We start from the raw sequence: 20087 nt of genomic DNA on the forward strand, positions 1-20087 counted from the left end.
CGCGCCCACCCGTCGTCGGGCGGGCGCCCACAGGGCGGAGCCGGTGGCGCCGCCGCTTCAGACCACCATCGGCCGGTCCGTCGGCCTGATCGGGGCCGGGAGCCGGGAACTCCCGGTCAGATAGCGGTCGACCGCCGCCGCGACCGCCCGCCCCTCCGCTATCGCCCACACGATGAGCGACTGCCCGCGCGCCGCGTCCCCGGCGGCGAACACCCCGGGAACGTTGGTCGCGAAGCCGTCGTCCCGGGCGATCGTGCCGCGCGGCTGCAGCGCCAGCCCCAACTGCTCCATCAGCCCGTCCTCCTGGTCCGGCCCGGAGAAGCCGAGGGCGAGCAGCACCAGGTCGGCGGGGAGCGACCGTCCGGTGTCCGGCACCGGAAGCCGCTGTTCGTCGACCTCCACCAGATGCAGTGAGCGCACATTCCCCCTCTCGTCTCCCGTGAAGCGGAGCGTGGACGCCGCGAACAGCCGCGCGTCCGCGTCCGCCGCCGGCGCCGTACGCAGCTCCCGCGCCTCCTCGTGTGCGGCCGACAACCGGTAGATCTTCGGGTACGTCGGCCACGGCTCGGTGTCCTCGTCGCGCTCGGCACCCGGCTGCGCGTAGATGTCCAGCTGGGTCACGGACGCGGCCCCCTCGCGCACCGCGGTCCCCAGACAGTCCGCCCCGGTGTCCCCGCCGCCGACGATCACGACGTGCTTGCCGGCGGCAGACAGAGGCGAAACCTCCAGGTCCCCTTCACACACCCGGTTGGCGAGCGGCAGATACTCCATCGCCTGGTGTATCCCGTTCAACGAGCGGCCCGGCACCGGAAGTTCCCGCCACGCCGTCGCTCCTGTGGCGATCACCACCGCGTCGTACCGGGACCGCAGTTCGTCCGCCGGAACGTCCCGGCCGACCGTCGTCGAGGTACGGAACTTCGTCCCCTCGGCGAGCATCTGCTCGATCCGCCGCTCCAGGTGCCGCTTCTCCATCTTGAACTCGGGGATGCCGTACCGCATCAACCCGCCGATCCGGTCGTCCTTCTCGTACACCGCGACCGTGTGCCCGGCCCGGGTCAGCTGCTGCGCGGCGGCCAGCCCGGTGGGCCCGGAGCCGATGACGGCGACCGTCTTCCCGGTCAGCCGCTCGGGCGGCCGGGGCGGAGTGAAACCCTCCTCCCACGCCCGGTCGGCGATCGCGCACTCGACGTTCTTGATGGTGACGGCCGGCTGGTTGATCGCCAGCACACACCCCGCCTCGCACGGCGCAGGACACAGCCGCCCGGTGAACTCCGGGAAGTTGTTGGTCGCGTGCAGCCGGTCGCTCGCGGACCGCCAGTCCTCCCGCGATACCAGGTCGTTCCACTCGGGAATGAGATTGCCCAGCGGACAGGCCTGGTGGCAGAACGGGACGCCGCAGTCCATGCAGCGGTCGGCCTGCTTGCTGATGATGGGGAGCAGCGCGCCCGGGACGTACACCTCGTCCCAGTCCCGCACCCGCTGCTCGACGGGCCGCCGCGGCCACTCCTGGCGCGGCGTGGTCATGAACCCCTTGGGATCGGCCATGGGCGTCTTCCTCGCGTACGGGCGCCGGAGGCACCGGGTGTACGAAGGGCCGTTCGTCATCGGGCGGCACTCTTTCGGCCACGATACGTCTCCACCGGCGACGGCGCAGACCTGCGGACAGCGCTTTCTTCCGGAAGGCCTCGGTGCTCGGCCGGGGAGCCGAGGAGGCGGATGCATCGAGGGGGCGAAGGGCACCCGAAGGGCACCCAGTGGGCGGGGGCGTCGAGGGGTGAAGGGCGGCAAGGGGGTGGCGGGCACCGAGGGGGAGGCGCCGAGGGGCGAAGGGCGGCAAGGGGGCGGCGGGCACCGAGGGGGATGAGCTCGGCACCCGGAACCGGTCATGATCTCAGCCCGCCCCCTCCTCCCCGGTCTCCTGCCACCCCCGCAGCACACCCTCCACGGCCGGGGCGATCCGGCGTCGCGCCTCGTGCCGCGGCACCCCTCTCATCAGCAGCTGGTCGTACGGCGTGTCCACGTGCCGTACGCCCGCCACGACCGCCGAGATCACCGCCCCCTCGGTCAGCGCCCGCCCGGCCGCGCTGCGCCCGACGCGACCGCTGCCCCGCACCGCCGCATGGGCTGCGATCGCCCGGGCCCGGTCGGCCGGACAACCGGGGAACAGCCGGAGTATCTCGGCCGCGAACGCCGTCACGAACCGCTCGTCCTCCGCCGCTCTGCGCCGAGCGTCCCGCGCCCGCCGCCGACGCCGCGCCTCCGCGTCCGCCAGACAGCGGGCCTCGGCCCGGGCCAGCGCGGCCTCCTCCACGAGCACGCCCTGGCGTTCGTAGCGGCTCCTGCGCCGATTGAACCGCACCACCACCGCCGACAACGTGCTCTCCTCCCGCGCCCTGCGGGTCAGCGCCGTGTCGCCACGCGGCAGGAACACCAGGTGGCCGAGGTCGACGCAGTCCAGGCACCGCGGCACCCCGTCCTCCAGCATCAGCAGCGACAGCGGACCACGATGGCAGCGGGCGCACCGCTTGCGCTTGAGCGGCTGGACGACGACAAGCCGACCAAGGGAGTGGGGAGTTGGGGAAAGCGCCATACGCGGTACTTTCCCCGCCACCGTCCGGGCCTCCCACGCCCGCCCTGCGTTTCCTCACCCCCTCGAGCACGTCTTCGCACCTCCCCTCCCGCCTCTCCCTCCTTCGCCCGGCCCGCGACACGTCACTCCCTCCCGTACATCACTCCCTCCCCCCGGTTGCTTACGCCCCGCCGTTCCGGCTGCGGCTCTCCACCCCACGCCCCCGTCTCCACCGGACCACGCCATCGCCCCCCGCCACCGTCTCCCCGGCACCACCCCCACCCTTCGGCCCGGCCACCCGGCATCATGGGCCCTGTGCGACTCGAACCGATCACCTGGGACCGGCTGGCCGAGCAGCTCGCCGATCGGCTGGCCGGTGCGGCGCCGGCCGATGGAGGGGCCTGGCAGCGCGTCGGCTTCGACGGTGCGCCGGCCGCCGATCCAGGAGCCCTCGCCGCTCGGGTCGGCGAGGCGCTGCGGGTGCGCGGCCGGCCCTCGCTGGTGATCGGCACCGAGGGCTTCCTGCGCCCCGCCTCGCTCCGCCTGGAGCACGGGCGAAGGGACACGGAGTCGTACTACAGCGGATGGTTCGACACGGGCGCCCTGTGGCGCGAGGTCTTCGGCCCGCTCGACCCCGGGGGCAGTGGGAGGATCCTGCCCGACCTGTGGGATCCGGTCACGGACCGGGCCACCCGCAGCCCGTACGTGCAACTCCCGCCCGACGGCATCTTGTTGCTCCACGGCCCCCTCCTGCTGCGCCACTGGTTCCCCTTCGACCTCACCGTGCACCTCCTTCTCTCCCCGGGCGCGTTGCGCCGCCGTACCCCGGAGGCCGACCACTGGACCCTGCCCGCTTTCGAGCGCTACGAGGCGGAGATCGACCCCGCCGGGACGGCGGACGTCCTGGTCCGCGCCGACGACCCGCGCCACCCCGCTTGGAGCGGCTGATCCGGTCGCGCCTCCGGGGATCCGGTGAGACGGCCCGGCGAACCCCTTTTGTATGCACTCGGCATCGACCCGCCGGCCGAGAAGGACGACGAGGTCCGCGTGATCGTCAGGATCGTCCCGCGGCAGGTCGTGTCCTTCTCGCCCTGACCGACGCACCGCCGAGCTCGCGCGGCTGCCGGGAGCGGCGTCCCGCGGCCCCGTTGCTCACAGCCAGCCGTTGCGCCGGAAACCCCGGTACAGCGCCAGACACGCCGTTGCCATCACCGTCATGACCAGTGGGTAGCCGAATCGCCAGTGCAGCTCCGGCATGTGGTCGAAATTCATGCCGTACACCCCGCACACCATCGTCGGCACGGCGACCACCGCGGCCCAGGCCGTGATCTTCCGCATGTCCTCGTTCTGCGCGACGGTCACCTGCGCGAGATGCGCCTGCAGGATGGAGTTCAGCAGCTCGTCGAACGCGGCGATCTGCTCCTTGACCCGGATCAGATGGTCGAACACATCCCGGAAGTAGGCCTGTATCTCGGGGGCGACCGCCCGTATGGGCCGGGTGGCGAGATCCTCCACCGGGCGGCCCAGCGGCACCACCGCCCTTTTCAGCTCAAGCAGTTCACGTTTCATCTGGTAGATGCGGCCCGGGTCGAGCCGCGCGCCGTTCTCCGAGAACACCTCCGTCTCGACCTGGTCGATGTCGGCCTGCACCGCGTCCGTGACCGTCAGGTAGTCGTCGACCACATGGTCGGCGATCGCGTGCAATACCGCGGCCGGTCCCTTGGCGAGCTGATGCGGGTCCGCCTCCAACTCCTCGCGCAGCGGACCCAGCGAGCCGTGCCGGCCGTGCCGCACCGTGATCACGAAGTCCTTGCCGACGAACACCATGATCTCGCCGGTGTCCACCACCTCGCTGGTCGCCGTCAGCTGCTCGTGCTCCACATAGCAGACCGTCTTGAACACCGCGAAGAGCGTGTCCCCGTAGTGCTCCAGCTTCGGCCGCTGATGTGCCTCGACCGCGTCCTCCACCGCCAGCGGATGCAGGTCGAACAGCTCGGCGATACCTGCGAACTCGCGGTCCGTCGGCTCGTGCAGCCCGAGCCAGACGAAGCCCTCACCGGCCTTGCGTACCAGCCGCACCGCATCCACCAGGTCGGCACACCCGGGCACGCGCACCCCGTCCTGATAGGTCACGCAGTTCACCACCGACGAGCCCAGCGGCGATCTGGCGGGATGGCTCAGGTCCACGCGCGGCCGGCGCCGGGCCAGCCGCGCCACCTTGCGCAGGCCGCCGACCCTGCCCAGCCCCGTGACCTTCCGCAGATTCCCTGCCATCGACATCTGGATCTCCTCGCATGGATCTCCTTGCGCAACGCTTTCGCGCCTTGCCCGGCAAGTGTGCCAGTCCCCGGCACAACGCGGGCGAGCCTGTGGGAACAGGGAGTTCCGCTTGGTTCCCGCCTGTGGACGAAGCGGCGACCAGGCCGGACGACCGGGAGAGTCCGAGGCTCGGGCGGGACGACCGGGAGGCTGCGAGGATCGGGCGGGAGGACCGGGAGGACCGGGAGGACCGGGAGGCCGCGAGGGTCGGGCGGGAGGACCGGGAGGCTGCGAGGATCGGGGCATGACGCGATCGGACGGATACCTCCTCGACAACAGGCAAAAAGAGGCGGGCGAGCGCTTCGACGCCTTCACCGCGCTTTTCGACCCCACGACCTTCCGGCACCTCGAAGGACTCGGGATCGGGCCCGGCTGGCGCTGCTGGGAAGTCGGGGCCGGGGGGACCTCCGTCGTGTCCTGGCTCGCCGAGAAGGTGGGGCCGGCCGGTCAGGTCGTCGCGACCGACATCGACACCTCACGGCTCACCCCCGCGGCCCGCCCCCCGGTGGAGGCCAGGGTGCACGACGTGGGCGCCGAGGAGCCGCCGGGCGAGGGCTTCGACCTCGTCCACGCCCGGCTGGTCCTCGTCCATGTACCCGAGCGGGAGCGGGCCTTGCGGTCCATGATCAAGGCCCTGCGCCCCGGCGGCCGACTGCTGGTCGAGGACGCCGACCCGGCCCTCCAACCCCTCACCTGCCCCGACGAGTACGGCCCGGAGCAGCGGCTCGCCAACCGGCTGCGCCAGGGGTTCCGCGCGCTGCTCGCCGACCGCGGCGCCGCCCTGTCCTACGGCCGTACACTCCCGCGGCTGCTCCGGCAGGCGGGACTGCACGACGTGGAGGCCGACGCGTACTTCCCCGTGACCTCACCCGCCTGCACCGCCCTGGAGGCCGCGACGGTCCGTCAGATCCGGCACCGGCTCGTCTCCGCCGGCCTGGCCACCGACGCTGAGATCGACCGGCACCTCGCCAACGTGGAGTCCGGCACCATGGACCTGACCACCGCCCCGATGATCTCCGCGTGGGGCCGCAAGGGGTAGCCGACCCGGGGGCCGCCGGCCGCGCCGGACCGTTTCCGCGGGCGTGGCCGAATGCTGCCCCGAGCCCCCTGGAGCCCCTGGCGCGCACCGAAGAGACCGGGCACTCGCCGGCCTAGCCCCCGTTCCCCGGATGCGGCGGCCTGCCGCCCACCCGTCCTACCGCCTCGGCCCCCGCCCCGCAGCCCCGTTCCGCCGCCTCCTCCACGGTTGCGCCCGCCAGCAGCGCGGCAAGGAAGGCGCCGGTGAAGGCGTCACCCGCGCCCGTGGTGTCCCGGGGCACCGCCGGCACAGCCGGGACCCGGGCCGGCACGGCCCCGGAGCGGGCCACCAGCGCCCCGTCCGCACCGGCCTTGACCACCACCAGCGGCACCAGCCGGCTCAGCTTGGCCGCCGCGTCCACCGGATCCGGCAGCCCGGTCAGCAGACACGCCTCGTCCCGGCTGGGCAGCAGCAGATCCAGCCCCTCCGCGAAGGCCAGGAAACGGTCCACCCCCAGCTCCACCAGGAAGCCGGACGACGCCGGGTCCAGACTCACCGGCACACCGCGCGCGCGTGCCGCCGCGAGCGCCTTCTCGGCGAGCGCCCGGCTCGGCTCCGTGAACAGCAGATACCCCGACAGGTGCAGCCGGGCCACCCCGTCGAGGAGCCCCTCCGACCAGTCGGCCGGGTCCAGCCGCAGGGACGCCCCGCTGTCCGTCAGAAACGTCCGCTCCGCAGCCGCACCCGTGTCGACGAGGCAGATCACGGTCCCCGTCGCCGCGTCCGGGTCCACCACGAGCCGGGGCCGCACCCCGGCCGCGACCAGCTCACGCTCGTGCCACGCGGCGGCGTCCGCACCCACCCGCCCCAGCAGCCGTACGTCCGCGCAGCCCGCGTGAGCCGCCCAGCAGGCCACGTTGGCGCCGGCGCCGCCCGGCAGCGTCCGGATCACAGAGGCCGTATCGGTGCCGACCGCGAGCGGGCCCCGGTGCCGGGCCACCACATCGGTGACCACGTCCCCGACGACCAGCAGCGCTCCGTTCCATCTCGCGGTCACCCCCTGGTCCACGCCGTGGCGATCCGCGCCGCCAGCCGAACGTTGCCGCGCACCGCCGCCAGGTTGGCGCTCAGGGAGGCCCCGTCGGTGTGCCGGACCAGGTAGTCCAGCAGGAACGGTGTCACCGCCTGCCCGGTGACGCCCTGCTCCGCGCAGGCGCGCAGCGCGTCGGCGAGCACGCGCGCGTGCAGTGCGGGATCGAGTTGTTCCGCCTCCGGTACCGGATGGGCGACGATCAGCGCCGAGCCCGGTGCGTCCAGCGTGTCCTGGGCATGCATGACGGCGGCCACCTGCTCCGGGGTGTCCAGCGTCCAGTCGACCGGATGCCCCGAATCCGACAGATAGAAGCCGGGGAACCGGTCCGTGCCGTACCCGGCGACGGCCACGCCCAGCGTCTCCAGCCGCTGCAGCGTCGCCGGCACGTCCAGGATCGACTTCACGCCCGCGCACACCACCGTGATCCGGGTGCGCGCCAGCAGTCCCAGGTCGGCCGACTCGTCCTGGGTCACCGTCCACTCCCGGTGCACACCGCCCAGCCCGCCGGTGGCGAACACCCGGACCCCCGCCAGTGCCGCCAGCTGCGCCGTCGCCGACACGGTGGTCGCACCGCTCGCCCTCGCCGCCACCGCCAGCGGCAGGTCACGGTGGCCCAGCTTGCGGATGCCGTCCTCGTTCGCGACCCGCTCCAGCTGCTGCTTGTCCAGGCCGACCCGGGGCCGGCCGTCGAGCACGGCGATGGTCGCCGGTACGGCGCCCTCCCGCCGCACCGCCTCCTCCAGCTCCAGCGCCACCTGCAGGTTGCGCGGGCGGGGCAGGCCGTGCGCGATGATCGTGGACTCGAGGGCCACCACCGGCCGTCCCGCGTCGAGCGCCTCCCGGACTTCTTCCGACACCACCAGCACCACGTGCCCGCCTCCTGTCCGCCGGTCCGTCCTTCCTCATCTCTGGCGGGCACCGGCCGCCGCTAAACGCTTGTGGCCCGTGGGGGAGGCCACCAGCCTGGGTCACATGACGAACAACACCACGCGCCTCGACCACGTCGTCCTGTGGGTGACCGACCCGGTCGCCGCAGCGGTCTTCTACGACACGGCCGTCGGCCTGGAACCGATCCACGTCGCCGAGTTCGTGCAGGGCACGGTGTCCTTCCCCTCAGCCCGTGTCAACGAGGAGACCATCCTCGACCTCGCCCCGAAGACCCTCGCCGAACGGATGCGGATGCTGCCCGGCTCCGACGACAGCGCCGGCCACCCGGTCAACCACGTCTGCCTGTCCCTGCCGGCCGACGCCTTCGACGCCCTGCGCTCCCGCCTGGAGGACCACGACGTCCCTGTGTCGGACATCGACCACGGCTTGTCCGGCGCCCGCGGCAACGCCACGCGCAGCTTCTACTTCCGCGACCCCGACGGCAACGTCTTCGAGGCCCGGCACTACGACGAGCAGCCGCGTCCCTGACCCGTCAGAACAGCGGCTCCGGCAGCACGCCCTCCAGCGCGAGCAGCTTCCGCTTGGTCTCCAGCCCGCCCCCGAAACCGCCGATGCCGCCGTCGCTCTCCACCACCCGATGGCACGGCACCACGACCGGCAGCGGATTGGCCCCCATCGCCGCACCGACCGCCTGCGCCCCGCCGGGCTGCCCGACCCGCCCCGCCAGATCGCCGTACCCCACCACGGTGCCGTACGGCACACCGGACGCCAGCTCGCGCAGGACCTGCCGGTTGAACCCGGAGATCAGCGACCAGTCCAGGGGCAGGTCGAAGCCGTGCCGCTCGCCCGCGAAGTACGCCCGCAGCTGGCGTATCGCCTCCGCCAGCAACGGCGATCCCGGATCCTCCACGGGCTCGCCGCCCAGCCGGGCCGCCAGCCGCTCCAGCGCCCGCTCGCGCACCGCGTCCGAGGCGTGGAAGACGACGTTGACCAGGCCGTCGCGGGTCGCCGCCAGCATCAGCGGGCCGATGTCCGTGCCCACGACGGCCCACACGACCCGCTGCTCATCCTGCCCATGGCTGTCCATGCGCCCACGGTACGACCCGCCACTGACAACGCCCGCCCGGCTCAGTCCCCGTCCAGCGCCGCCCGCACCACGTCGGGCTTGTTGGAGATGATCCCGTCACCCCCGTACCCGGCGACCCTGCGGGCGGTGGCCGCGTCGTCCACCGTCCAGGCGAACAACCCCAGCGGCCTGCCGTGCGGCCCGTCGAAGGCGTGCACGGTCGCGACGTACTCCGGGGACAGCGACCCGTACGACGGGTTGACCATGTCGGTGAAACGAGCGAACCCGTGCAGCTGTGCCACGGTGGGCGTACCGAGGTAGCCGGTGATCACCGCGGGCCTCAGCTCGTGCACCGTCCGCACGCTGTCGGCGCTGAAGCTCTGTACGATCAGCCGTCCGAGGTGCGGGCGGTCCAGCCAGCCCTCGTTGCCGAGGAGCCTCAGCGTCTGCCGCTCGATGCCCGGGTACAGCTCGGGACTCTTGATCTCCAGGAGCAGCTTCTCGTGGTTGTGCTCGACCCGGCGCATGTACTGCCTCAGCGTCGGCACGCGCGTGCCCGCGTACGCGGGGGAGAACCAGCTGCCCGCGTCCAGCCGGGCGATCTCGGCCGCGGTGAAGTCCCCCACCTTCCAGGGCGCACGGCCGGGGAAGACGTCCTCGACGTCCGTGGTCCGCTGCAGGCTCTCGTCGTGCAGAACGACCAGTTCGCCGTCCCTGGTGCGCTGGACGTCGTTCTCGACCCAGGAGAAGCCCAGCTGGGCGGCCTTGTCGATGGCGGCCAGCGTGTTCTCCGGGGCGTAGGCGGAGGCGCCCCGGTGGGCGATCACCGTGGGCACGTGGACCTCGCGCGCGCGTGCGTCCGAGGTGGAGCTCAGCAGGGCCACGGCCGTGCCCAGGGCCGCGGCGACGGTGGCGGCGACCACGCGTGCGTACATGCGTACTCCTCGCGTCGAGCGAATACCGACAGCACAAGACTGACAGCAGTGGGTCAACGGCACCCGGGCGCACCATGACCACAGATTGACTGGTGATGTCCAGGACCGCTCACCGGTGCCGCACATCTGCGGCTAGGACGTGTTTCTTTGCCGGAAAGTCGTTCGACCATTCCGGTGGGGGTCATACTCTCAGCGACAACCCTGACCGCCCGTGCGGTCCTGGGACGGGGGCATATTCAGGTATTCCGGGACGCAAGAAGGCGGAAGGGCAGCCGCGGATGCAAGGCACGGTCGACGGATTCAGCTACGGGGCCGTCACCCCGTTGGTGGCCTATCTGATGGCGTGCCTCGGCGGCGCCCTCGGCCTGCGCTGCACCACACGCTCCCTGCTGGTCACCCAATCGCGGCGCCCCGCCTGGCTGGCCCTGGGGTCGGGGGCGATCGGCTCCGGCATCTGGACCATGCACTTCGTCGCCATGATGGGCTTCAGCATCGAGGAGGCGCCGATCCACTACGACAAGCCGATCACCTACGCGAGCCTGGGGCTGGCCGTCGTCATGGTCGGCGTAGGGATCTTCATCGTCGGCTACCGGGGTGCCACCGGTACGCCCCTCTTCACCGGCGGCACGATCACCGGCCTGGGTGTGGCTTCCATGCACTACCTCGGCATGGCGGGCGTCCGCTTCCACGGCCGGTTCACCTACAACACGCTCACCGTCGCCGCCTCCGTCGTCATAGCGGTCGTGGCCGCCACCGCCGCACTGTGGGCCGCCGGACAGGTGCGGGGCTTCCTGTGGAGCGTCGGAGCGAGTCTCGTCATGGGACTCGCGGTCAGCGGCATGCACTACACCGGGATGGCCGCCCTCAGCGTCCACCTCGACGGCGCCTCCCACACCGCCGGCGGTGTGCCGGAGGCGTCCGTGCTCGCGCCCATGCTGATCGGCCCGCTCGCCTTCCTGCTCCTCGCGGGCGTCGTCGCGGTCTTCGATCCGCTCATGATCATGGGCCGGCCCGACGGGAGTCAGGGCGAGCACAAACCGGGCGTCCCGGCCGCCGCCGTCGCCACGCACACGGAGCGCCGTCCCGCCCTGCACGAGGGGCGCCGGCCCGCCCGCCGACCCGAGCACCACGGCTCCCGCACCCCCCAGAACCGCTGACCGGAGCCCGTTGTCAGTGGGGGGTCGTACGGTTGATGTCATGCGGCCCGTTTCCCACATCGAACGCACGGTGGCGCCCTTCGAGGTCGTCAGCCCCTACCAGCCCAGCGGTGACCAGCCGGCGGCCATCGCCGAGCTGGCCAAGCGCATCGAGGCCGGTGAGAAGGACGTCGTCCTCCTGGGCGCGACCGGCACCGGCAAGTCCGCCACCACCGCGTGGATGATCGAGAAGCTCCAGCGTCCCACCCTCGTGATGGCACCGAACAAGACGCTGGCCGCCCAGCTGGCGAACGAGTTCCGCGAGCTGCTGCCGAACAACGCGGTCGAGTACTTCGTCTCGTACTACGACTACTACCAGCCCGAGGCCTACGTCCCCCAGTCGGACACCTACATCGAGAAGGACTCCTCGATCAACGAGGAGGTCGAGCGCCTGCGCCACTCGGCGACCAACTCGCTGCTCACCCGCCGCGACGTCGTCGTGGTCGCCTCGGTGTCCTGCATCTACGGCCTCGGTACGCCGCAGGAGTACGTGGACCGCATGGTCCCCCTCCGGGTCGGCGACGAGATCGACCGGGACGAGCTGCTGCGCCGCTTCGTCGACATCCAGTACACGCGCAACGACATGGCCTTCACCCGCGGCACCTTCCGGGTCCGCGGCGACACCATCGAGATCTTCCCGGTCTACGAGGAGCTGGCCGTCCGCATCGAGATGTTCGGCGACGAGATCGAGGCGCTCTCCACGCTCCACCCGATCACCGGCGAGATCATCAGCGACGACCAGCAGCTCTACGTCTTCCCCGCCTCCCACTACGTCGCAGGCCCCGAGCGCATGGAGCGGGCCGTCAACGACATCGAGAAGGAGCTGGGGGAGCGCCTCGCCGAGCTGGAGAAGCAGGGCAAGCTCCTGGAGGCCCAGCGGCTTCGCATGCGCACCACCTACGACATCGAGATGCTCCGCCAGATCGGCACCTGCTCCGGCGTGGAGAACTACTCGATGCACTTCGACGGCCGCTTGCCCGGCTCCCCGCCCAACACCCTGCTGGACTACTTCCCGGACGACTTCCTGCTCGTCATCGACGAGTCGCACGTGACCGTCCCGCAGATCGGCGCCATGTACGAGGGCGACGCCTCCCGCAAGCGCACCCTCGTGGACCACGGCTTCCGCCTGCCCTCCGCCCTGGACAACCGCCCCCTGAAGTGGGAGGAGTTCCAGGAGCGCATCGGTCAGACCGTCTACCTGTCGGCCACCCCGGGCACCTACGAGATGTCCCGCTCGGACGGCGCGGTCGAGCAGATCATCCGCCCGACCGGCCTGGTCGACCCGGAGGTCGTGGTCAAGCCCACCGAGGGCCAGATCGACGACCTGGTGCACGAGATCCGCAAGCGCACCGAGAAGGACGAGCGGGTCCTCGTCACCACGCTGACCAAGAAGATGGCCGAGGACCTCACCGACTACTTCCTGGAGCTCGGCATCCAGGTCCGCTATCTGCACAGCGACGTCGACACCCTGCGCCGTATCGAGCTGCTGCGCGAGCTGCGCTCCGGTGAGTACGACGTCCTGGTCGGCATCAACCTGCTGCGTGAGGGCCTCGACCTGCCCGAGGTGTCCCTGGTGGCGATCCTGGACGCCGACAAGGAGGGCTTCCTCCGCTCGGGCACCTCGCTGATCCAGACCATCGGCCGTGCGGCGCGCAACGTCTCCGGCCAGGTCCACATGTACGCCGACAAGATCACCCCGGCGATGGAGAAGGCCATCGAGGAGACCAACCGCCGCCGGGAGAAGCAGATCGCCTACAACAAGGCGAACGGCATCGACCCCCAGCCCCTGCGCAAGAAGATCAACGACATCGTCGCGCAGATCGCCCGCGAGGAGGTCGACACGGAGCAACTCCTCGGCTCCGGTTACCGCACCGCGAAGGACGGCAAGGGCGCGAAGGCCCCCGTCCCGTCGCTCGGTGACAAGGCGGCCAAGGGAGCGAAGGCCGGCAAGACCGCCAAGGGCAAGGCGGTGCCCACGGACCGTCCGGCGGCCGAACTGGCCGAGCAGATCGAGGAGATGACCGAGCGCATGCGCGCCGCCGCCGCGGAGCTGCAGTTCGAGGTCGCGGCCCGGCTGCGCGACGAGGTCGCCGAGATGAAGAAGGAACTGCGCCAGATGCGGGAGGCAGGCCTCGCCTGAACCCGCGCGGCAGTGCCGGCCCTCGGCATAAGCGCCAAGTGTTGCAACACCGACACAAAGCGCGAGTCGGGGGTCGGCACTGTCAGTGGCCCTGCGTAGGGTTTTGGCAACCGCGCGGTGCGCAGCGACAGCTCGGCGCGGCAACAGGGGACCGTCGAGAGGGGATTCAGCCGTGTCCGTCAACTTGTCCAAGGGTCAGGCCATCAGCCTGGAGAAGAAGGACGGGGGCACCCTGACCGCGGTCCGTATGGGGCTCGGCTGGCAGGCGGCGAAGCGGCGCGGGCTGTTCGGCTCCCGCACCCGTGAGATCGACCTGGACGCCTCGGCGATCCTCTTCGCCGGCGCGGACCCCAGGGACGTCGTCTTCTTCCGCCACCTGGTGAGCGACGACGGCTCCGTGCGTCACACCGGCGACAACCTCGTCGGCGGAGCAGGCCAGGGCGGTGACGACGAGGCGATCCTGGTGGACCTCCAGCGCGTCCCGGTCCACATCGACCAGATCGTCTTCACGGTGAACTCCTTCACCGGCCAGACCTTCCAGGAGGTGCAGAACGCCTTCTGCCGGCTCCTGGACGAGTCCAACGGCCAGGAACTCGCCCGCTACACGCTGGCCGGCGGCGGCGAGTACACCGCCCAGATCATGGCCAAGGTCCACCGGGCGGGCACCGGCTGGACGATGACCGCCATCGGCGCCCCGGCCAACGGACGCACCTTCCAGGACCTGATGCCGGCGATCGTGCCGCACCTCTAGGACGTACCGCCCGCTCTCAGCCGGCGCGGTGGTGCCTCCGCGGCGACGGCACGGTGGCGAAGGCCGGCGCGCCGATCAGGGTGATACGCACGACAGAACGACACAGGGGGGCGACGGCGATGGCGGCTGAGCTGGTGCGGGGGCAGAACCACCCGCTGCCCCAGGACCGACTGGAGATCCGGATCTCGGCCGGGGTGCCGGTGCTGGCAGGGGTCACATTCGGCGACGAGCACGGCAGGGTGCACGGCCGGGAAGGGACGGCCGGCCCCGGCGCCCCACCACCGCCCGCCGTCGAGGCGCCCCGCCCGGTCGCCGCTGAGCACCGCCTGGCCGTCGACCTGGCCGCCCTGCCCGAGGCCGTGCACAGGGTCGACGTGTTCCTCGCCCTGCCCGCCCACACCGCGGGCCCGCGCCGCTTCGGCGCCGCTCCGGCCCCGCACACCACGGTGAACGGCCCGGACGGCACCGAAATCGCCTCCTACACCCTCACCGGCCTGGACGCCGAGACGGCCGTGATCACCCTGGAGCTGTACCGCAGGCAGGGCGCCTGGAAAGTGCGTGCGATGGGCCAGGGCTACGCGGGCGGTCTCCCCGCGCTCCTCGCCGACAAGGGCCTGACCGACGCCACCGACCTCGCGAAGGCCGTCCAGGAGGCGGCAGCCCAGAGCCTGCCCGGCCCGGCATCCGTGCCGGTGACCCGCCCCGACCCGGGACCGCGGACCGCCGGGTCCGATTCCCGGACCGGCTCCGTCTCCCAGACCGCCTCCGCTGCCGGTCTCCCACAGCCACCGCGACCGTACGACCCGCAGAGCCGCGACGACGGCGACGGTGCCCCCGTTCCCCGGCATCCCGGCGGGCCGGTCGACTACACACATCCTCGCCGCACCCACAGCGTTCCGTCCTCACCGCCACCGCCACCGCCACCGCCACCGCCACCGCCACCGCCACCGCCACCCCCGGCGCCCGCACCGGCCGACGGGCGGCCCGCTCGGCCCGTGGCCGGAGACGCCGTGGGCTGGTCGATGGAGGAGCGGCTGTACAACCAGGTCTGGGGCATGTTCGAGGACCTGGCCCGCACCGTCGCCGCCTACCGCGGTGCCGTGGAGTTCGCCGACTCCCGCCTGGAGAAAGAGCTGGACCAGGCCCTCGCCGACCCGCGCCTACGGCTCGGCACCGCGGGCGGTGCCGCCCGCGACGCGGCCCACGCTCGCCGGACCCAGCTGGCCGACCAGGCGCGTGCGGCCCTCGACCGCGATCTGGCCCAGCTCACCGCCGAGGCTGAGGTGGTGGAACCGGCGCTCCCACCCGCCTTCGCCCGCTGGGAGAACCCCGTCTGGCACGCCTACCGCGTCCCCGCCGAGCCGCCGATGGCCCTGCGGCTCGGCGATCTCCACCTGCCCGAGAGCGTGCCCCTGCGTATCCCACTGCTGGTCAGGATGCCGTTGGAACGTGGTCTGTGGATCGACAGCGGTCCGACGGAGGCCACCGACGACGGCGTGCCCGACTCCGCCGAGCTACGGCACCTGGCCATGACGGCGGCGGTCGCGCTCGCTGCGCGTCTGCTCGCCGTGCACCCGCCCGGGGCGTTCGCCGTCCAGGTCATCGATCCGGCCGGTGGCGGGTCACCGGCGTTGCTCCCGCTGACGCGGTCCGGAGTGCTGGCCGCGCCGCCCGCGACCGGGGCGGTGGGGGTCGCGCAGACGCTGGAGCGGCTCACCCGGCGGGTCGACCTGATGCAGATGGCGGTGCGCGGCGGCGCGGCCGAGTCGCTGCCGGCCGATGTGGACACCGCTCAGCAACTCCTGATCGTCAACGACTTCCCGCACGGGTTCGACGACCGGTCGGTGACGCGGCTGCGCTATCTCGCCGACGAAGGCCCGCTCGTCGGCGTGCACCTCCTGCTGGTGGCCGACCGCGGGGACGCCGCCGCCTACGGCCCCTTGCTCGATCCGTTGTGGCGTTCGCTGTTGCGACTCACTCCGCTGCCCGACGACCACCTGGCGGATCCGTGGGTCGGTCACGCCTGGACGTACGAACCCTCACCCGTCCCGGCCGGCAGCGGGATCCTGCAACAGGTGCTCGCCGAGGTGGCCAGGGCTCACACCAAGTAACGGTAAAGTCATTCTGAGCTGCTTGTTTGGAGATTCTTTTACTTTGCTCTTTACCTTTCCTTGGTGATTGGGGTACTCTCGTCCGTACGGAGGGGAGTACTCCCTGACTGCGGCGCACCCGTCAGTACGGACCGTTCAGGGTCCCGGGGCGCCGGCCCATCGCGGGTGGAAGAGACCTCCGGCAGCGACAACGCTGATGTGTTTGCCGTCACGTAATGCCGGAGGTGCAGTGGAAGTCTCCATGGGCCTGTGGGTCCTCACCATCGTTGGTCTCGCCGCCCTGATCGCGGTCGACTTCTTCATCGGCCGCAAGCCGCACGAGGTGTCGATCAAGGAAGCGGGCATCTGGACGGTCGTCTGGATCGCCCTGGCCGGTCTCTTCGGGCTCGGTCTGCTCGTCTACGGCGGCGGACAGCCGGCCGGCGAGTTCTTCGCGGGCTTCATCACCGAGAAGTCGCTGAGCGTCGACAACCTCTTCGTCTTCGTCCTGATCATGGCGAAGTTCGCGGTGCCCACCCAGTACCAGCAGCGCGTGCTGCTCGTTGGCGTCCTCATAGCCCTGATACTGCGAGCCGTCTTCATCGCCGCCGGAGCCGCGATCCTCGCCAGCTTCTCCTGGGTGTTCTACCTCTTCGGCGCCTTCCTGATCTGGACCGCCTGGAAGCTCGTCCAGGAGGCCCGGGCGGACGAGGAGGACGAGGAGTACGAGGAGAACAAGCTGCTGAAGGCCGCGGAGCGCAGGTTCGGGGTGGCCGACCGGTACCACGGCACCAAGCTGTGGATCCAGCAGAACGGCAAGCGCGTCATGACCCCGATGCTGGTCGTGATGCTCGCCATCGGCACCACCGACGTGCTGTTCGCCCTGGACTCCATCCCCGCGATCTTCGGACTGACCCAGGACCCGTACATCGTCTTCACCGCCAACGCCTTCGCCCTGATGGGTCTGCGGCAGCTGTACTTCCTCATCGGCGGCCTGCTCAGGAAGCTGGTCCACCTCTCGTACGGCCTGTCGATCATCCTCGGCTTCATCGGCGTGAAGCTGGTGCTGCACGCCCTGCACGAGTCCGGGGTCCACGTGCCCGAGATCAGCATCCCGGTCTCGCTCGGCGTGATCTGCGCGGTCCTCGCCGCCACCACGCTCACCAGCCTGCTGGCCTCCAGGAAGCAGGCGGCCGTCGAGGCGGCGCGGGCCGGAGGCGAGGGCGCTCGGAAGGACAGCGTCGACGTCTGACGGCGACGACGCGGAAGCCCGCGATCCCGCACAGCTCCCCAGCGGGGTCTCGTCGCGACGCGGGGCCCGGTCCCACCGGCACGGGCCCCGCACCGGAAAGGATGAAAGGTATCCGAAAAGAACGGAATGCGAACCCTGTAGGCCTCTGCGACCATCGCCGCATGATCACTCGGCTCCGGTCGCTCACCCGTTCATGGACGATCCTCGTGCCGGTGCTCGCGGTCGTCCTGCTCGTCCTCACCTGGGGCCGGGACCTGCCCGGCGCGGTCGTCGGGCTGGTCACCGTCGTCCTCGCCGGGTCCGTCCTCGCGGCCGTGCACCACGCCGAGGTGGTCGCCCACCGGGTCGGCGAGCCCTTCGGTTCGCTGGTGCTCGCCCTCGCCGTCACGATCATCGAAGTGGCCCTGATCGTCACACTGATGGCCGACGGCGGGGACAAGAGTTCCACCCTCGCCCGGGACACGGTCTTCGCCGCCGTGATGATCACCTGCAACGGCGTCGTCGGACTGAGCCTGCTGGTCGCCTCCCTGCGGCACGGCACGGCCGTCTTCAACCCCGAGGGCACCGGCGCCGCGCTGGCGACAGTGGCGACGCTGGCCACGCTCAGCCTGGTGCTGCCGACCTTCACCACCAGCAAGCCCGGACCCGAGTTCTCCAGCGTCCAGCTGACCTTCGCCGCGCTGTCCTCACTGATCCTGTACGGGCTGTTCGTGGCCACCCAGACCGTGCGCCACCGCGACTACTTCCTGCCCATCACCCGACAGGGCGAGGTCATCACCGCCGACGACCACGCCCAGCCCCCGTCCGCGCGCACCGCCTGGACCAGCCTCGGCCTCCTCGCGCTGGCCCTGGTCGGCGTGGTCGGCCTGGCCAAGGGCGTGTCACCCACGATCGAGTCGGGCGTGGCCGCGGCCGGCCTGCACCACGCCGTCGTCGGCGTCATCATCGCCCTGCTCGTCCTGCTGCCCGAGACGATCGCCGCGCTGCGCTCCGCCCGCCGTGACCGGGTGCAGACCAGCCTCAATCTCGCGCTCGGCTCCGCGATGGCCAGCATCGGCCTGACCATCCCCGCCGTGGCGCTCGCCTCCATCTGGCTGTCCGGGCCGCTCGTACTCGGCCTCGGCGCGACCCACATGGTGCTGCTCGCGCTGACCGTGGTGGTCAGTTCCCTCACCGTGGTGCCGGGCCGGGCCACCCCCCTGCAGGGCGGCGTCCACCTCGTGCTGTTCGCGGCCTACCTGGAACTGGCGATCAACCCGTAGCCGACGGCCGGCCCGGCGGTGGGGCCGGTCAGCCGCCGACCGGCTCCACCGCCGGTACCGGCACCGGCCGGGTCTCCGGCAGCAGCGCGAAGCACACCAGGCTGACCAGTGCGATGCCCGTCAGATACACGCCCACACCCCACGGCACCCGCCCGCCCCGCTCCGCGAGCGCCGTGGCCACGATCGGGGTGAGGGCGCCGCCGAGGACCCCGCCCAGGTTGTAGCCCACGGCGGCGCCCGTGCAGCGCACCCGGGGTTCGTACAGCTCGGGCAGGTAGGCGGCGATCACCGCGAACATGATGACGAAGGCGAGCAGGGCGCCGAGGATCGCGAGGAACATCAGCAGCGGCTCGCCGGTCGCCAGCAGCGCGACCATCGGGAGCATCCACAGCACGCAGGCCCCGCAGCCCGTCAGGCACATCGTCCGCCGCCCGTACCAGTCGCCGAACAGTGCCATGAGCGGCGTGAGGGCGCCCTTCACGGCCACCGCGCCCATGACGCACAGCAGCATGACCGTCCGGCTCACCCCGAGCCGTTCCGTCGCATACGACAGCGACCAGGTCGTCACCGCGTAGAACACCGCGTAGCCGACCGCCAGCGCCCCCGCCGTCAGCAGCACCAGTCGCCCGTGGTGCCGTACGACCTCGAAGAACGGCACGCGCGCGTGGTCGTCGATCTCCAGGAAGCGCGGGCTCTCGGTGAGGGAGGAGCGCAGCCACAGACCGGCCAGCGCCAGCGCGCCACCCGCCCAGAACGGCACGCGCCAGCCCCAGCGAGCGAACTCCGCGTCGGACAGCGCCGCGGACAGCACGAGCATCACCCCGTTGGCCAGGAGGAAGCCGAGCGCCGGTCCCACCTGCGGGAAGCTCGACCACAGGGCACGACGCCGGGCGGGAGCGTGCTCGGCGGTCAGCAGGACCGCCCCGCCCCACTCCCCGCCGAGTCCCAGCCCCTGCAGGAAGCGCAGCACGAGCAGCAGCACGGGAGCGGCGACACCGATCGTGCCGTAGGACGGCACGCAGCCGACCGCCACCGTCGAGGCGCCGGTGAGCAGCAGCGAGAGGACGAGTACCGGACGCCGGCCGCGCCGGTCCCCGAGGTGCCCGAACACCACCGAGCCCAGTGGCCGGGCCACGAACCCGACCCCGAACGTCGCGAACGCCGCCAGCGTTCCCGCGACCGGTGAGAAGGTCGGGAAGAACAGCGGTCCGAGAACCAGGGCCGCCGCGGTGCCGTAGACGAAGAAGTCGTAGAACTCGATCGCTGTCCCGGCGAGGGAGGCCGCCGCGAGTCGCGGCATGGACGGGGTGCTCACGGTGCGTACGCGGTGCATGCCGCGTCAACTACCCGCCGTGATCGGGAGTTACGGGGGCGTACGGAGGTGATCACAGGTACGGAGCGCACGCCCGGGCGACCCGGGCGCGGGGCCCGGTGTCCGCCCTGACCGGCGTGATAGACCGGGGGCGAGAGCAGCGGTCGTCGACGCACCGCCCCCAACGGACCGGAGG

At 71.6% G+C, this 20087-nt stretch carries 17 protein-coding genes; 9 read left to right on the plus strand and 8 right to left on the minus strand.

What is annotated here, in order from left to right; all coding sequences use genetic code 11:
* Positions 1 to 57: 57 nt before the first annotated feature.
* Together IEZ20_RS28630 and IEZ20_RS28635 are read right to left on the minus strand one after the other, a co-directional pair.
* Complete coding sequence (locus tag IEZ20_RS28630; RefSeq protein ID WP_189303976.1) at positions 58 to 1545, minus strand: glutamate synthase subunit beta; 1488 nt, start codon at positions 1543 to 1545, stop codon at positions 58 to 60.
* A 346-nt stretch (positions 1546 to 1891) separates the two neighbouring features.
* A complete protein-coding gene (locus tag IEZ20_RS28635) occupies positions 1892 to 2590 on the minus strand; it encodes a DUF2293 domain-containing protein (RefSeq protein WP_189303978.1) in 699 nt (232 codons plus the stop codon).
* Positions 2591 to 2884: 294 nt separating this feature from the next.
* On the opposite strand from IEZ20_RS28635, the gene IEZ20_RS28640 reads away from it, so the two are divergent.
* The gene (locus IEZ20_RS28640; RefSeq protein WP_189303980.1) at positions 2885 to 3517 is read left to right on the plus strand and encodes a nucleoside/nucleotide kinase family protein; all 633 of its coding nucleotides are present in this window, start codon (positions 2885 to 2887) and stop codon (positions 3515 to 3517) included.
* A 204-nt stretch (positions 3518 to 3721) separates the two neighbouring features.
* On the opposite strand, the gene corA is transcribed toward IEZ20_RS28640, so the two are convergent.
* Entirely contained in the window at positions 3722 to 4849 is a 1128-nt protein-coding gene (gene corA / locus IEZ20_RS28645) for a magnesium/cobalt transporter CorA (RefSeq protein ID WP_189303982.1), read from the minus strand.
* A 283-nt stretch (positions 4850 to 5132) separates the two neighbouring features.
* Between corA and IEZ20_RS28650 the strand changes: the two genes are divergently transcribed.
* Positions 5133 to 5927 carry a methyltransferase gene (locus tag IEZ20_RS28650; protein ID WP_189303983.1) on the plus strand — a complete coding sequence of 265 codons (795 nt, stop codon included), beginning with the start codon at positions 5133 to 5135 and terminating at the stop codon, positions 5925 to 5927.
* A gap of 112 nt (positions 5928 to 6039) precedes the next feature.
* On the opposite strand, the gene IEZ20_RS28655 is transcribed toward IEZ20_RS28650, so the two are convergent.
* Together IEZ20_RS28655 and IEZ20_RS28660 are read right to left on the minus strand one after the other, a co-directional pair.
* The gene (locus tag IEZ20_RS28655; RefSeq protein ID WP_229896295.1) at positions 6040 to 6963 is read right to left on the minus strand and encodes a carbohydrate kinase family protein; all 924 of its coding nucleotides are present in this window, start codon (positions 6961 to 6963) and stop codon (positions 6040 to 6042) included.
* Complete coding sequence (locus tag IEZ20_RS28660; protein WP_189303987.1) at positions 6960 to 7868, minus strand: pseudouridine-5'-phosphate glycosidase; 909 nt, start codon at positions 7866 to 7868, stop codon at positions 6960 to 6962. Before IEZ20_RS28660 ends, IEZ20_RS28655 begins: the two co-directional genes overlap by 4 nt.
* Before the next feature lie 103 nt (positions 7869 to 7971).
* Between IEZ20_RS28660 and IEZ20_RS28665 the strand changes: the two genes are divergently transcribed.
* Entirely contained in the window at positions 7972 to 8415 is a 444-nt protein-coding gene (locus IEZ20_RS28665) for a VOC family protein (RefSeq protein ID WP_189303989.1), read from the plus strand.
* Between the two features lie 4 nt (positions 8416 to 8419).
* Here IEZ20_RS28665 and IEZ20_RS28670 read toward each other — a convergent pair whose 3' ends face one another.
* Both IEZ20_RS28670 and IEZ20_RS28675 read right to left on the minus strand, forming a co-directional pair.
* Positions 8420 to 8974 (minus strand): methylated-DNA--[protein]-cysteine S-methyltransferase, encoded by a 555-nt coding sequence (locus IEZ20_RS28670; protein ID WP_189303991.1) that lies wholly within the window; start codon positions 8972 to 8974, stop codon positions 8420 to 8422.
* 41 nt (positions 8975 to 9015) lie between these two features.
* A complete protein-coding gene (locus tag IEZ20_RS28675) occupies positions 9016 to 9888 on the minus strand; it encodes a glycerophosphodiester phosphodiesterase (protein WP_189303993.1) in 873 nt (290 codons plus the stop codon).
* 278 nt (positions 9889 to 10166) lie between these two features.
* Between IEZ20_RS28675 and IEZ20_RS28680 the strand changes: the two genes are divergently transcribed.
* The 6 genes from IEZ20_RS28680 to IEZ20_RS28705 all read left to right on the plus strand — a co-directional run bounded on the left by IEZ20_RS28680 (position 10167) and on the right by IEZ20_RS28705 (position 18579).
* Positions 10167 to 11045: an MHYT domain-containing protein gene (locus tag IEZ20_RS28680; RefSeq protein WP_189303995.1), complete on the plus strand. Its 879-nt coding sequence runs from the start codon at positions 10167 to 10169 to the stop codon at positions 11043 to 11045.
* Positions 11046 to 11085: 40 nt separating this feature from the next.
* Positions 11086 to 13224 (plus strand): excinuclease ABC subunit UvrB, encoded by a 2139-nt coding sequence (gene uvrB / locus IEZ20_RS28685; RefSeq protein ID WP_189303997.1) that lies wholly within the window; start codon positions 11086 to 11088, stop codon positions 13222 to 13224.
* Positions 13225 to 13396: 172 nt separating this feature from the next.
* Positions 13397 to 13975, plus strand: coding sequence for a TerD family protein (locus tag IEZ20_RS28690; RefSeq protein ID WP_189303999.1), 579 nt, complete (start codon positions 13397 to 13399; stop codon positions 13973 to 13975).
* A gap of 119 nt (positions 13976 to 14094) precedes the next feature.
* Positions 14095 to 16086: a TerD family protein gene (locus IEZ20_RS28695; protein WP_189304001.1), complete on the plus strand. Its 1992-nt coding sequence runs from the start codon at positions 14095 to 14097 to the stop codon at positions 16084 to 16086.
* Positions 16087 to 16315: 229 nt separating this feature from the next.
* Positions 16316 to 17317, plus strand: a complete 1002-nt coding sequence (locus IEZ20_RS28700; protein WP_189304003.1) for a TerC family protein — start codon at positions 16316 to 16318, stop codon at positions 17315 to 17317.
* Between the two features lie 161 nt (positions 17318 to 17478).
* Entirely contained in the window at positions 17479 to 18579 is a 1101-nt protein-coding gene (locus IEZ20_RS28705; protein ID WP_189304005.1) for a calcium:cation antiporter, read from the plus strand.
* Between the two features lie 28 nt (positions 18580 to 18607).
* On the opposite strand, the gene IEZ20_RS28710 is transcribed toward IEZ20_RS28705, so the two are convergent.
* The gene (locus IEZ20_RS28710) at positions 18608 to 19912 is read right to left on the minus strand and encodes an MFS transporter (protein WP_373303984.1); all 1305 of its coding nucleotides are present in this window, start codon (positions 19910 to 19912) and stop codon (positions 18608 to 18610) included.
* Positions 19913 to 20087: the final 175 nt, after the last annotated feature.

This window comes from Streptomyces cinerochromogenes, assembly GCF_014648635.1.
GTDB classification, from domain to species: domain Bacteria; phylum Actinomycetota; class Actinomycetes; order Streptomycetales; family Streptomycetaceae; genus Streptomyces; species Streptomyces cinerochromogenes.